The following is a 14,516-nucleotide window of genomic DNA, read 5'->3' on the forward strand; positions in this document are numbered from 1 at the left end:
CTGTACGAATCCCAGAGCTGAGCACATAGACTTCAGAACAGTAAAACAACTAAATCATTAATAAAATCAATTGTAAATAAAACAATGAACACTTTATTTGAATTTTTGGACTATACCGTTTTTGTCTGTTATGCCCTGTTGATATTAGGTGTCGGGCTGTGGGTCTCAAGAACCAAAAAAGGGCAAGAAAAAAATGCAGAGGACTATTTTTTAGCCAGTAGGTCTTTACCTTGGTGGGCCATTGGGGCCTCATTGATTGCCGCCAATATCTCCGCTGAACAATTTATTGGAATGTCGGGTTCCGGTTTTGCCTTAGGCCTAGGTATCGCCTCTTATGAATGGATGGGTGCAGTTACACTTTTGGTCGTTGGCAAGTATTTCCTGCCCATTTTTATTGACAAGGGACTCTATACCATCCCTGAGTTTGTGGAAAAGCGCTTTTCCACAAATTTGAAGACCATATTGGCCGTGTTTTGGATTGCCCTCTATGTCTTCGTAAACCTTACTTCAGTACTCTATTTAGGGGGATTGGCCCTCGAGACCATTCTGGGAATAAATATAGTATACGCCATTGTTGGGCTAGCACTTTTTGCTGCGGCCTATTCGCTTTATGGAGGGTTGTCGGCGGTAGCTTGGACTGATATCATCCAGGTGATCTTTTTGGTGTTTGGAGGACTGGTGACCACCTATTTGGCCTTGGACAGTGCCTCGGGAGGCCAAGGAGTCTTGGCCGGACTCCATAATATTTTCGAAGCGGCCCCAAATCATTTTGACATGATCTTGGACAAGTCCAATCCCGAATATATCAACCTTCCCGGGATTGGAGTTTTGGTAGGTGGCATGTGGGTGGCAAATCTTTACTATTGGGGTTTCAACCAATACATTATACAACGCACCCTGGCGGCAAAATCATTGCGCGAATCGCAAAAAGGCATCCTTTTTGCGGCGGGACTTAAGCTAATTATTCCTTTAGTTGTCGTGATACCGGGTATTGCCGCCTATGTAATTGTGAATGACCCACAAATGTTGGCTAGTTTAGGCGAAAACGGCGTCGCCAACATTCCCTCATCCGGTGCATCGGATAAGGCCTACCCCTGGTTGATGCAGTTTTTGCCCACGGGACTTAAGGGAGTGGCCGTGGCCGCCTTGGCAGCCGCAATCGTTTCCTCCTTGGCTTCCATGTTGAACTCCACATCGACGATTTTTACCATGGATATCTACCGTCAATATTTCAACAGGCATGCAAATGATCGCGCCACTGTAAACGTGGGGCGTTTATCCGCTGGTGTTGCCCTTGCGATTGCGGTGGCAATCGCCCCTATACTGGATGGTCTTGACCAGGCATTTCAATTCATACAAGAATATACAGGTATCGTAAGCCCTGGGATTTTGGCTGTTTTTCTATTGGGGCTTTTCTGGAAAAAGACTACCAATCGAGGGGCCATAGTTGGCGCTTTGGCTTCCATCCCCATTGCGATGTTCTTCAAGGTGGGCCCGAAAGGGTGGGCGGCAGGCAGTGCATTCGAATCTTGGTTTCCGACATTGCCATGGATGGATCAAATGGGACTTACTTGTCTCGGCACCATGTCGATCATCGCCCTGGTAAGTTACCTTCAGAAAAAAGGGGAGAATGATGTAAAGGGCATTGCCCTATCCAAGGAAACATTTAAAACCAGCCCCTTGTTCAATATTGGGAGCTTTGCCATTTTGGTTGTCCTAGCGGTTGTATATGCCCTGTTTTGGTAGGGCAGATGACACAAAACCAAACGCAGTTCAAAATGGATATGAAATTGGAAATTTTCCACCGAACACAAAATCAATAGAATAGGTCAAACCGTACCCTGAAAAAAAGCAATCAAGGGGACTTTCTTAAAAAACAATATGATACATAAAATTCCAGTTGCCCTTATTTCCTTTCTGCTGGTAATCTCTTGTAGTGAAGTTGAAATGGGGCACGAAAAAAGATCCAAAACACTTTTGAACAAAAATTGGGGCTATACTGAGGTACCCTATGATGAGCCTTCAAAAATACCAGATGACACCGAATGGGAAACAGTCGACTTGCCCCATACCTGGAACGATGAGGACACCGTTGATAATTTACCCGGCTACAGAAGATCGGCAAGTTGGTACAGAAAAGATGTTCCAATCGATGGGATACACACGAACCAACGGTACATCCTATATTTTGAAGGAGCCAACATCACCACAACCGTGTATATCAATGGTATGAATGCCGGTGAGCACATTGGAGGGTACTTGGGGTTCGAAGTGGACATGACCCCATTTGTAAAAAAAGGAACAAACGAGGTCATGGTTCGTGTGGACAACGGGTATTACAAAGATATCATTCCCTCACAAAAAAGCGACTTTTTCATTTATGGAGGTATCACCAGAGATGTTTGGCTATTGCAAAAACCCAAATTGGCCCTAGGTAAGGTAAAAGTGACCACGCCTACGGTCTCCCATTCGAATGCTTCCCTAAAAATCGATGTCCCAATCGAGGGAACACGGGGAAATACCGATCTGTTCTTAAAAACTATTTTACGGGACCCTGAGGGAAAGGAGGTGGTTTCAAGGATACAAAAAGTCGTAAATGACAATGATTCCATGGTCATCCCTCAAGTTCGAAACCCTAAATTATGGGATATCGATAGTCCCCATTTGTATGAAGTTGCCATTCAATTGTGGGAAAATGAAACCCTGATTGATGAAGTAAACGAAAGGGTCGGTTTCCGTTGGTTTGAGTTTAAGGAAAATGGACCGTTTTATCTAAACGGCAAACGGGTTTTGTTGCGGGGCACACATCGCCATGAAGAACATGCCGGGGTCGGAGCGGCAATGAGCAACCAACAGCATCGAAAGGACATGGAACTTATCAAAGAAATGGGAGCAAATTTTGTTCGTTTGGCCCACTACCCCCAGGACCCAGAGGTGTATCGGGCGTGTGATGAACTGGGACTTCTGGTCTGGGATGAACTACCTTGGTGCCGTGGAGGCCTTGGAGGGGAAGTGTGGCAAAAAAACACAAAAAACATGCTCAAGGAGATGATAGGGCAAAATGGCAACCATCCCAGTGTCATCATTTGGTCCTTGGGCAACGAAATGTACTGGCTACCAGATTTTGAAGGTGGAGATGACACAGCAAAAATGAATATATTTTTAAAAGAATTGAATACCATTGCCCATACCATGGATCCCACAAGAAAAACGGCCATTCGCAAATATTATGAGGGAGCCCAATTGGTCGATGTCTTTTCACCATCCATATGGTCCGGTTGGTATTCGGGGAGCTACAAGAGCTATCGGAAGGCATTGGATACCTACAAGCCCCAATACAAACACTTTTTACATGCTGAGTATGGCGGTTCAAGTCATGTTGGCAGGCATTCAGAAAATCCAATCACCGGAGAAGGTATGATATCGTCTGATGGATGGGAGGAAGCCATTGTTCAGACCAATGTGGCAAATATTGCCCAAATTGGAGATTGGAGCGAAAATTATATCGTAGACCTTTTCGATTGGCATTTAAGGATTACCGAAACCGATTCCACCTTTGTGGGCAACGCACAGTGGGCATTCAAGGATTTTGGAACACCCTTACGCCCCGAGAACGACATTCCATACATCAACCAAAAGGGATTGGTGGACCGCAATGGAAATCCTAAAGATGCCTTTTACGTATTCAAGAGTTACTGGGCCAAAGCACCTTTTGTCCATATCGAATCACATACCTGGACCGAACGCCAGGGCCCAGAAGGATTGGCCAGAAATATTTCCGTTTTTGGCAATTGCAATGAAGTGACCCTAACCCACAATGGAAAAAGTCTGGGCACAAAAAAAAGGAATATGGCCCTTTTTCCGGCTTCGGGCCTAAATTGGGATGTAACATTTGTTTCTGGCGACAACATATTAGTCGCCGAGGGTAAGGACAGGAACGGAAATAGTGTTAAAGACGTTTTGGAAATCACTTATAGACACATTAAGAACGGTCCCGCCAAGAAGCTGATACTTTCATCCAAAAGGTTGCCCAACGGGAATTTTTTGCTTACTGCAACGGCCGTGGATGACAAAGGACTTAGGTGCCTGGACTATGAGGAGAAAGTATACTTCCAGTGTTTGGAAGGTGGCACTACCCTAAAAAACCAAGGCACGCCAACCGGAAGCGAAATCATTGCCATGTCAAATGGAAAGGCTTCCATTGAGGTTGTTCCGGACCAAACCACCAAAAATTTGAAATTTATGGTATTAAATCAAAACTTCAAGGGTACGTATTTGACCGTTGAAAAATAATTGATACGTTTTTTAATCCCTATGCTGGAGGATGGGAATTGCGCCCAATAGGTTCAATTCATTACTTTTAAAGTGGGTAAAGTCAAAGGGGGACAGAAGGTGTATATTAAATTGGGGCTGCCCCGTATCAAACCTTAAAGTGTAATGGTAAACGCAATCAAAAAAAACAGACTTTTGGTTTTTTCGACGATGATTGTAATCATCGGAGTATTGATTTTTAATGTATTCCAGTATTCCGCCAGTTACGGTATAGTCGAAATCAACAATATAAACTCCCTGTTTTTGGTGCCCTTCATACTATTGGTCTATGGGCTTGGAATGGCTTTGGGCACGGTCAAGGGCCAAGACGAAATTGAACGGGTCTATCAAAACCAACTTTCAAAACGGGAGCGGGAAGTCATCAAACTCATTAGCGCGGGCAAGCAGAACCAGGAAATCGCGGATGAACTGTTTGTGGACTTGAGCACTATTAAGTCCCACATCAACAGAATTTACAAAAAGACAGGAATGAAAAACCGAAAAGAACTTCGGTTTTACGGTAAAGAGGCCATGGAGAGGTTTGGAAACCCGTAAATCCATCCTTTTTTCCAACCCTTTTTACTTGATGCTTAGCGTTTTGTCCGTGAATTTTGTGGAAAACAAAACACAAAAAAATGGAAAGACTAAAGACCCCCATGGTATACGGATTAGCAGTCGCCCTTGCCGGGAGCGTACTCATGCTGACATTGATCGCGCTGAACCTGATCGGGCCCAAAGCCATAGCGTTGGAAACCGAAATGACGGGAGGGACCATCCTCTTTTTGATGCTTTACCTTTTCTTGCTGTTTGGCATATACTTTGCCATCAAAAAAAGGAAGGAGGCACTTGGGAGCGGTATCCCGTTCAAGGAGGCCATCGTTCAGGGGTTGGTGGTAAGCTTTGCCACAGCTCTTTTCAGCGTGGTCCTTACCATAGTTTTCTATGAACTGTTGTATCCCTCCTATGTGGCCGAGACCATTGAAGCTCTAAAACTGAAAATGGAGGCCATGGGCGTTCCAACTGGCAAACTAATAGCCAAACTGGAAGAAAAGGAGGCGTACTTCAGCACTTCCTCACAAAGCCTGTTTTCCTTTGTTGGAAACCTTATAACCGGTACTGCCTTCACATTGCTGTTGAGCTTCTTCCTAAAATCCAATACCAAGAAATGAGCCTTAATCCCCAAATAACCGATTACATAGCCCAGCAACCCCTGACCAAATTATTGTCCTGGAGAAGCTCAGGGAGCTTATCCATCAGACTGTGGAAGATGTGGGGGAGGAACTGAAATGGAAAATGCCCGTATTCAACAACGGAAAAGATTTTGCATATCTTAGATTTTCCAAGAACCATATTACGCTGGGGTTTTACAACATAGATAAACTAAGGGACCCGGATAATCCGTTGGAAGGGAATGGAAACACGCTAAGGCACATTAAATTAACTAGCTTGGATGCGGAGCTTAAGGGACAGATAGCCCAATGGTTGGCGGAATTAACGGCATAGGCACCATGCCAATAAGACACTGATGGGATACTAAAGGGAAATAAATGAAAATGATGCTGACATATGTAGGTCTATTGACCTGGTTGGTCTCCTGCAAGATGACAAACGAACGTGTGCATACCAAGCTGCAACCCAACATTTACCAGATCAACAACCAGTATTTTTATGGAGAAAAGGTGCATACATATCTCATCGAGTTGAAGGATCAAGTGTTGCTTTTTGATATTCCCACATATTCGGAAGATGTAAAGAGGTTTATAACATCTTTTGACAAACCTGTAATCGCCATACTCTCCCACGGGTCCTGCGGAATAGTGGATGGAACCAAATGGCAAAAAGAGATTGGCCTTACTGTCCATGCCCATATAGACGACACCGACCATCCATGGTTGCGGATGGCCCCGGATGTCTTCTTTGCACAGATGCCCAATTTCGGTGGGAATTTCGAAGTGATCCATACCCCGGGACATAGTGCGGGGGCAATTTGTCTGTTGGAAAAAGAATCGAAATCCCTTTTTACAGGTGATACATTTTATGGCAATAAAAATGGAGAAATCAGAGACTTTACAAGAGAGCGTTCAGAAGACTATGAAAATCCAGCGGACAGAATCGAGAGTTGTAAAAAGCTCTTAAATTATGATTTTGAAAACGTATATCCTTTCCATTATACATCCATTATTGGAGAGGGAAAGCAAAGATTGGAAAAGTACCTCGAAAATTTATAGCGCTACTTTTAGGCTATTTTCTATTCACGAAACCAGTGTGTTTATCATGGGCTCAAAAAACCAACCTTTTTTGGGCATCAAAAATCTTAATTAAACTCTAACTACTATCACTACTATGCTAAAATTTGTATCTATTTGAGGTCGTGTAAGGAATCGAACCCTGCTTTTCTGGACGGAGTAACCTATTCGGTGAGCATAAACTTTTATTATGTTTGAAAGCCTATATTTATTGGGGATTTAAGAGATAGGTTCTAGTCTCCCCGGCTCCACCTTCGCTCCCCGAAGCTTTATGCGAAGGGGAGCTTTTTTCTTTAATTACATATCTTTCTGGTCTTTAAATATCCGCGTCCCCGAGCGGTGAGCTACGGTGGACGCCGTCCATTTATACCCAAATCTTATGGCACTCCCTTATTCTGTTTATATTTTAAAATGCTCTAATGGACAGTTTTATACTGGTTTCTCAGCTAATTTAAGTCAGCGATTAAAAGCCCATGCCAAGGGCGAAGTATCTTTTACTAGGGACAAATTGCCCATTGAATTAGTCCATGTTTCCAAGTTTGCCAATAAACTAAGGGCGTACGATTTTGAGCGATACCTCAAAACTGGCTCTGGCATAGCATTTAGAAACAAACGTTTGGTTTAACACGCCTCGTAGTTTTGAGCAAAGCGAAAAGTGAAGGAGGGCCTCACAATTTCGTTGATTACCATTATCTTCGAGATTATCTAGTACTCCAATGTCCAAAGGAAAATCCTGGTTACGAATCCTTATCGACCTTATTGAGGTTTTTATCAACAGTAAGGCGAGCAACAAGCGAGGTCGCACATGGCATCAACATGTGGTGCCCTATGAAGAAGGTTGGGCCGTACGCCGCGAGGGCAACAAACGCGTAACAAGTAAACATCGTAAGCAGAGTACGGCGATTAGAAAAGCCAAAAGTCTGGCCAAAAAATATAAGGCAGACGTTGTTATCCATAGGGCCAGTGGAGGTATTCGAGAGCGAATCAGCTATGACGATTAACATTGAGCTGGTTAATTTGAGTCGACCCGCATATCGTTTTACTTAAGAGTCAAAAAAATTAAATGTAAAAGCTAGCCTCCTGCGGACAAACGTCCGCGGAGTTCTCGAATCTTTGTTTTTCCTTTGAATAGCAATCCCAAATAATTTCCTATGAAAGATAAGAAAAAGATCAACCTAGATGACCTGGAACTCCCTATTGAAGCCTATTTTGGAACCTTGGAGCGGCAAAAAAAGGATTATTCATTAACCCGTTTACGGGTAAAGGGCTACCGAGACCTGCTTTTTAAATTGGAGTCCCTCCTTAACGTCTGTATTTTGGCCTTGGAAAACCCCAATTCGGGCAACCATCAAGATATTTTGGAACCGGATGAGCATATCCAAGCCGTTTTGGAATTGGCCGCAAAACTGATTCCGCATGAGGAGGCCGAATTTTTGGATGGGATTGGTGGATAGTTAGGGTAAATTCCTGTCCACGGACACGCTTTCATCGACCAAAAAACTGGCCCAAACACGCATTTTTTCGATAAAAACAAGACACACTTCCATTTATCCAAGGTTTGCTGCGCTTAACCAATGAATTGGTCCGAATCTGCATGGGTCTTCATCTTTACTCCAAAGATTTAACCTATGAAAGCCATTATTTACAACCTTAAAAAGGAATTTTCAATCCCTGATAATCTTGCAGCTGCCATTTGTTGTTTGATTCTGTCCATCACCATATTCTTTATTATGGGGGTCATTAACAGACAGATTTTACTGTAACCTTTAGCGACTTATTTTTTAGCGACGGGTATCAACGTGAAAGTATAGGATCGGGCAACCGGTGCAATGGTGTAAGCGTCATGGACCAATCGGCCCCATGATGTATCACCTCCCACTCCCATTTGTTGTAGGTCAATGTTCCATTGGACGCTGACACCAGTTTTAATATCTGCTCCATGTTTTTTGGTCACAGGCACCAACCCTGAGGCTGAAGCCGCGCCATCCTTCTCTGAATCGAAATCCAATTCAGCCATGGAAAAGGGCCAAACACTGGCATTCAACTGCCTATCCCCAACCATTCTTATTGTTAAGTCATTGGAAGAAACTTCCATCCAGCGTACATCAGTTTTATTTCCTGTTTCTTGAGGACGTGGGTAGCGATGAAATTCGTCCTTTATCCTGCCACTATACAAACCTGCTTTAACACCAGTTTTTCGGTCCCAATAACTTTCTTGTGGTCCATTCCCGTACCAACTTACCTCTGTAAAGCTATCGGGAAGCGTTAGATACATTCCCAATCTAGGAATATTGGGCAGTTCCGAATCTTTAGGCACAAACTGATACGCTACTTTAAGATTTCCATTGGGCAGCACCGTATAAACGGTGGTCAACTCGGCCACTCCCTGCGGCAGGTCATATTCAACCTTAAAACTGACGGCCCCATCAGAATCTAAAGATGGAACTTCAACTAGACTTGCTTCATAGTTGTAGGTTGCATCCTGCCATATTTTGGCCCATTTGTCCATTCCATTGCCCAAATCGTTATCCGTAGGTGGTCGCCAAAAATTGGGTCTAATAGGAATATTTGAAATCAAAGCTCCATCAAACTCCCAACCCTGAAATTCTCCTGTCATAACATCTATTGTAAGTCTGGTCTTATCATTCGTTATGTTATAAGAATCCCCCACCTTTTTTATTTCAAAGTTTTTGTTTGACGTCTCTTTTGCATCCTGAAAATTGCCTTTTTGCAATACAAATTGATCCCAAGCGACTTCATGACCTTCAGGAACAGTAGCTGCGGATTCCCTTTGGACCAAGCTCAACTCTAAAATGTACTCATCATTGTTTCGAAAGGAAGTTGGAATTCCCTTAATACCGATTTTTTTGGTTTCTTGCGGCCCAACATCGATACGGATATCCAACTGCTCGGACTCCAGTTTTCCATTAACCAGAAGCTTCGCCCTCACCTCTTTATCGGAGAAATCGGCAAAGAAGTTTTTATTTTTTAGGAATACCATCCCATTGCCTAAATACTGAAATTGAGCTGGTTCGTATACTTTCTTGACTTCGGATAGATGTGGATGTGGATTTCTGTAAGGATCTACCAATCCGTTATTTAAAAAATTACCATCCGTAGGTAGGTCTGGGTGATAATCGTGCCCATAGGCCAGATAAGGCTTTCCGTTCTCATCCTTGTATTCCAAACTCTGGTCCACCCAATCCCAAATAAAACCTCCCTGTAGATTGTGATATTTTTCTATGATATCCCAATAATCTTGCAAGTTCCCTACAGAATTGCCCATGGCATGCGCATATTCGATCATTATGGAAGGCTTATCCGAATTAGATTTTCCATGTTCTATCAAGAACTCTGGTTTAGGGTACATAGGACAATACAAATCTGTATAATCATCTTTCCCGGCAGGTTCATATTGCACAATTCGGTTATTGTCCTGCTCTTTGAGCCATTCATAAGTTGTTTTGAAGATGCTGCCCTCACCTGCTTCGTTGCCCAAGGACCACGAATAAATGGATGGGTGGTTTCTATCCCTAAAATACATCCGTTGGGTACGCATCATATGAGCGGGGAGCCAAGCCATTTCGTTTCCAATTTGGGTATTCTCATCAATAGCCAAAGGATGGCTCTCAATATTGGCCTCATCAACAACGTATAATCCATATTTATCACATAAATCAAGCCAATAGGGGTCATTGGGATAATGTGAACTTCGAACAGCATTGATGTTATTTTGCTTCATTAATCGAATATCTTTTTCCATGGAAGATTTGGATACCACATGTCCCGTGAAAGGGTCTGTTTCATGACGGTCAACCCCTTTGATATATACCGCCTTACCATTGATAAGAACCTGCCCATTCTTGATTTCAACCCGCTTAAATCCTACATGGCTTTTAATGAATTGATTATGATTCGGCTCCAAACTATCTTCCAATGAGATTTTAAGGCGATACAAGTTTGGAATTTCCGCCGACCATTGCTTTGCTCTTTTGCAAAGGTGATCAAAACTGACTTTTACTTCTTTTCCCGGTGGGATCTTAACCGACGATATTTCGTTGTAGACCGAAGTTGCTCCATCCCAAAGTTCCAATCCAACATTTCTTGCAACAGTGACTATAGATTCATTTTTAATTCTAACCGTTCCTTGAAATACTCCATCGGAATAAGTATCGTCCAAATTTGTATAAATATGGTAATCAGCTATGTGGGTCTTTGGCCTTGTGTAGAGGTAAACATCGCGCTCTATGCCACTCATTCTAAGCATATCCTGACTTTCCAGATAGCTGGCATCACTCCAGCGGAACATTTGCAAGGCAATTAGATTTTTTCCTTCACTTAGATTTTTAGAAATGTTAAACTCCGCTGGTGTTTTGCTTCCTTGGGAATATCCAATATACTGGCCATTGACATACACATACATGGCCGACTTGGCTCCAGCAAAATGCAGGATTACATCTTCTTTGAGAAAATCGTTGGAAAGTGTAATTTCCTTACGATAGGTGCCAACTGGGTTGTACATAGCGGGAATATTCGGCCAGTCTGTGTCGAAAGGATAACGCTCGTCCAAATATATGGGGTGGTCGTAACCTTCCACTTCCCAATTGGCGGGTACAGGTATCGTGTCCCAATCGCTATCATCAAAACCTATATTTTGAAAAGTGGTAAGCCTATTCTTTGGGTTCTTTACAAATTGAAACTTCCAGTCGCCATTTAAGTTCATGAAACGTCTAGAATCTTCCTGTTCCATTAAATCTATGGATTCGAAGGCAAAAAAAGTTGCCCTTGGAGGTAATTTGTTCTCCTCAAAAATTTCGTGATTGAAGTGGTTGAACTGATTTGGGACTTCTGGCATAAAATTATTCTTACAGCCAAAAACCAACAATGCCAACACCAGGGGGATGATTATTCTCATTGGGTGATATAAATTTATGCTTTCATATAATCTTCACCGAAAACTTTCATCAAGTAGTTTATCAGCTCCTCCGCATTGTCTTTGGTAAAGACCATTGGCGGCTTAATCTTTAAGACGTTATGGTCTGGGCCATCCGTACTCATTAGGATGCCATGGTCCTTCATACGATTGGCAAGGTAATCTGCTTTTTCTCCTAAAGGCTGCATTTGCTGGTCCACCAATTCAAAACCCAAAAACAACCCTTGACCCCGCACGTCGCCAATAATAGGATAATCCTTTCGCAGGGTCGTTAGCTGCTGCTTTAGGAAATTGCCTACCTCTAGCGCATGTGCTTGTAGATTTTCCCTTTTCACGGTTCTAAGTACTTCCGTTCCTATGGCACAGGAGACCGGATTTCCGCCGAAGGTGTTGAAGTATTCCATCCCATTGGCAAATTTCTCCGCCACTTCTTGGGTACATGCAACCGCAGCCAATGGATGTCCATTACCCAAGGGTTTACCAATGGTTAGGATATCAGGAACCACATGGTGCAATTGAAAGCCCCAAAAGGTTTTCCCTACTCTACCACAGCCTACCTGCACCTCGTCCGAGATACACAGTCCTCCAGCGGCTCGAACCAATTCAAAAGCTTTTGACAAAAAGCCCTGCGGAAGTTCAATCTGACCACCACAACTGATTATTGATTCGATGATAAACCCTCCTACGTCCCTTCCCTTGGCCCGTATATCGTCTATCCGATGCTGGACCTCCTTTGCGTAAAGGTCTCCGGTATTGTCTCCACGGTATTTCCCCCGAAATGCATCTGGTAAAGGGATAATATGGGTATGCTCAGGAGCTCCTGCACCACCTTTTCCATCGAACTTATAGGAACTAATATCTACGCATATATTAGCATTACCGTGGTAACCCACCTCGGAGGCAATAATATCCTTTTGCCCGGTAGCGGCCTTCACCATCCGGATGGCCAGCTCGTTGGCCTCGCTCCCCGAGTTTACAAAATGTAATACGGAAAGTTCGGGAGGCAGCGTTTCTAATAGTTCTTGTGCCAGGGCATTAATATTATCATGTAAATAGCGTGAATTGGTATTGAGCAATGCCATTTGGATCTGGCCCGCCTTTACCACCTTGAAATTTTCGTGCCCAACATGGGCCACATTGTTTACCGTATCCAGATATTTTCGTCCCCATTGGTCAATGAGATATTGACCTGCTCCCCTTACCATCTTAATCGGTATTTTATACTGAAGGCTCAAACTTTTACCCAGATGTTTTTTCCGATATTCGATTAGCTCCGGATTGGAATTGCTTTTCACCGGTTCAAGCCCCTTGACCTTGAACAAATGGTTAGGGTCAGGGCATAAATCTTTCCACACCTCCAACTGGTTGGGGTAGGCAACTCCAGGGAAGTCATCTTTATAACCAAGCATCGACAGCATAATCTGGAAATGAAGATGTGGTGCCCAATTCCCATTCTCGGGAAAATTGCCCAGAAGACCTATATTTTCCCCAGCTTTAATCTGGCTGCCAACCTCATGCTTGGTGGCACTTTCCGGAATCAAATGGCCGTACAACGTATAAAACTCGAAACCATCCATGTTGTGCTTCAAAATTACCAGCCCACCATACTCTTTATCTCCTGCATCATTGATAGCAGTGACCACTTCTCCATCCAAAAGCGCATGGACAGGGGTGTTCTCCCTAAGCCAAAAGTCCACCCCAAGATGTACGGTTCTGCTTTCCCTTCCACTATTCCCGATTTTATCATAGGCCGATGTGGTATAGAGCGAACGGGGTTCCAAATACCCACCTGCCAAAATTTTGTTTGGATGTTCTTTTTGAAGTCGGTCCAATTTAAACTGGAGGAGTTCCAAATCATTGAATTCTTCTTGATGTCCCACCCACCTACTGGAAACGCTTAAGTCCAAATGCTCCACCTGGTCCCTAGATACGGTGGGAAACAAATTCGATAATAAAAAAGCATTTGTTTTGGACCATGTTTCAAATTTTGACTTTTTGGGATGAGCTGGATATCCACATGCCTTCCGGAAGCTGTAGTGCGCAAATTCAGGGTGGATTTTACACCATTTTCGGAGCACTTCCCAAGCCGGTTTCTCACTCACTAACAAATAAGCATTGTCCGGTTCTTTTATCTTATTTAAGGCCGATTTGGTTACTGTGATCCCTAATCGCATAGCAATGGCCCAATACAAATGTGATACATCTTCTTCCTTTAATGGAAAGGAAGAATGGTACCCTTCAGCAATCGACAAGGAAGCCTCCAAAGGGTCATTATGATGCATAACGGCATAGGCGCAGGTTATGGCCACATCATTTATAATTTGGGTATGGATGGCATCACCATAGTCTATAAATGCCCGCACTCTGGGGTGGATCAAATCTTCCGTAACAATAATATTGTTGTCATTGGCGTCGTTATGTACTACCGATTTTCTGAGTTTGCCATAGGTTTCCTGCACTTCTTCAAATCCTTCAACAAAAAACTGAAGTATTTCTTTTTCATCCGTCGCGAATAAATCCAGGTGTTCCTTAATCCAAAGCGATTGGGCCACATCCCACTCAAAGTTTCGATGGGCCTGTGGATGGTCAAATCCACTCAATGCACTTGCCAAAAGTCCGCATTGTTCTCCCAAACTAAAACGTAAATCATCCAACTGTGGATTCACCCCGCTCCAAATACGACCGGGAACCCAACTCAACAAGCGTATCTTACGAAGTTTGCCTTGTTCATCCCTATAGTCCGAGACCATATTGCCAGATGTATCTTTAATCACTTTAGGAGAAATGATCCCCTCGGCACGTTGCTCAACATAAAGCAGTAATTGCTGTTGATAGTCCAAATAATCCGTATCCTCTTCTGGACGTGAGACTTTTAAAATGTAACCATGCCCCTTGTTGGTTTTAATCCTGAAGTTAAAATCGACCTCTCCAGGCAGTGGAAAGGCAACTCCTTTGATACCAAAAAGTTGTTCCGTAATTTCCTGCGCTTGTTCTGTAGTGATTTTCAAAATCCCGTATTCCATTGG

General features: G+C 43.3%; 12 protein-coding genes. 10 read left to right on the forward strand and 2 right to left on the reverse strand.

Going from position 1 to position 14,516, the window contains the following annotated elements; translation table 11 throughout:
- The first annotated feature begins 84 nt into the window (after positions 1–84).
- The 10 genes from BUC10_RS14240 (at position 85) to BUC10_RS18035 (ending at position 8,320) form a co-directional block, all read left to right on the forward strand.
- A complete protein-coding gene (locus BUC10_RS14240) occupies positions 85–1,746 on the forward strand; it encodes a sodium/sugar symporter (RefSeq protein ID WP_073180857.1) in 1,662 nt (553 codons plus the stop codon).
- Positions 1,747–1,881: 135 nt separating this feature from the next.
- The gene (locus BUC10_RS14245; protein ID WP_073180859.1) at positions 1,882–4,293 is read left to right on the forward strand and encodes a glycoside hydrolase family 2 protein; all 2,412 of its coding nucleotides are present in this window, start codon (positions 1,882–1,884) and stop codon (positions 4,291–4,293) included.
- A 144-nt stretch (positions 4,294–4,437) separates the two neighbouring features.
- The gene (locus BUC10_RS14250; RefSeq protein ID WP_073180861.1) at positions 4,438–4,866 is read left to right on the forward strand and encodes a response regulator transcription factor; all 429 of its coding nucleotides are present in this window, start codon (positions 4,438–4,440) and stop codon (positions 4,864–4,866) included.
- Between the two features lie 80 nt (positions 4,867–4,946).
- Positions 4,947–5,480, forward strand: coding sequence for a DUF4199 domain-containing protein (locus BUC10_RS14255; RefSeq protein ID WP_073180863.1), 534 nt, complete (start codon positions 4,947–4,949; stop codon positions 5,478–5,480).
- A gap of 58 nt (positions 5,481–5,538) precedes the next feature.
- Positions 5,539–5,814: a DUF1801 domain-containing protein gene (locus tag BUC10_RS14260; RefSeq protein WP_262493210.1), complete on the forward strand. Its 276-nt coding sequence runs from the start codon at positions 5,539–5,541 to the stop codon at positions 5,812–5,814.
- A gap of 50 nt (positions 5,815–5,864) precedes the next feature.
- Positions 5,865–6,539, forward strand: coding sequence for an MBL fold metallo-hydrolase (locus BUC10_RS14265; RefSeq protein ID WP_165614909.1), 675 nt, complete (start codon positions 5,865–5,867; stop codon positions 6,537–6,539).
- A 397-nt stretch (positions 6,540–6,936) separates the two neighbouring features.
- Positions 6,937–7,182 (forward strand): GIY-YIG nuclease family protein, encoded by a 246-nt coding sequence (locus BUC10_RS14270; RefSeq protein WP_073180869.1) that lies wholly within the window; start codon positions 6,937–6,939, stop codon positions 7,180–7,182.
- A 91-nt stretch (positions 7,183–7,273) separates the two neighbouring features.
- Positions 7,274–7,558, forward strand: a complete 285-nt coding sequence (locus tag BUC10_RS14275; RefSeq protein ID WP_084732668.1) for a DUF2188 domain-containing protein — start codon at positions 7,274–7,276, stop codon at positions 7,556–7,558.
- Between the two features lie 150 nt (positions 7,559–7,708).
- Positions 7,709–8,011, forward strand: coding sequence for a hypothetical protein (locus BUC10_RS14280; protein ID WP_073180871.1), 303 nt, complete (start codon positions 7,709–7,711; stop codon positions 8,009–8,011).
- Between the two features lie 174 nt (positions 8,012–8,185).
- Positions 8,186–8,320, forward strand: coding sequence for a hypothetical protein (locus BUC10_RS18035; protein ID WP_262493206.1), 135 nt, complete (start codon positions 8,186–8,188; stop codon positions 8,318–8,320).
- A gap of 11 nt (positions 8,321–8,331) precedes the next feature.
- Here BUC10_RS18035 and BUC10_RS14285 read toward each other — a convergent pair whose 3' ends face one another.
- Together BUC10_RS14285 and BUC10_RS14290 are read right to left on the reverse strand one after the other, a co-directional pair.
- Entirely contained in the window at positions 8,332–11,472 is a 3,141-nt protein-coding gene (locus BUC10_RS14285) for a glycoside hydrolase family 2 TIM barrel-domain containing protein (RefSeq protein WP_073180874.1), read from the reverse strand.
- Positions 11,473–11,486: 14 nt separating this feature from the next.
- Positions 11,487–14,513 (reverse strand): aminotransferase class III-fold pyridoxal phosphate-dependent enzyme, encoded by a 3,027-nt coding sequence (locus tag BUC10_RS14290; RefSeq protein WP_073180876.1) that lies wholly within the window; start codon positions 14,511–14,513, stop codon positions 11,487–11,489.
- Positions 14,514–14,516: the final 3 nt, after the last annotated feature.

The sequence above is a fragment of the Flagellimonas flava genome (assembly GCF_900129665.1).
GTDB classification, from domain to species: domain Bacteria; phylum Bacteroidota; class Bacteroidia; order Flavobacteriales; family Flavobacteriaceae; genus Flagellimonas; species Flagellimonas flava.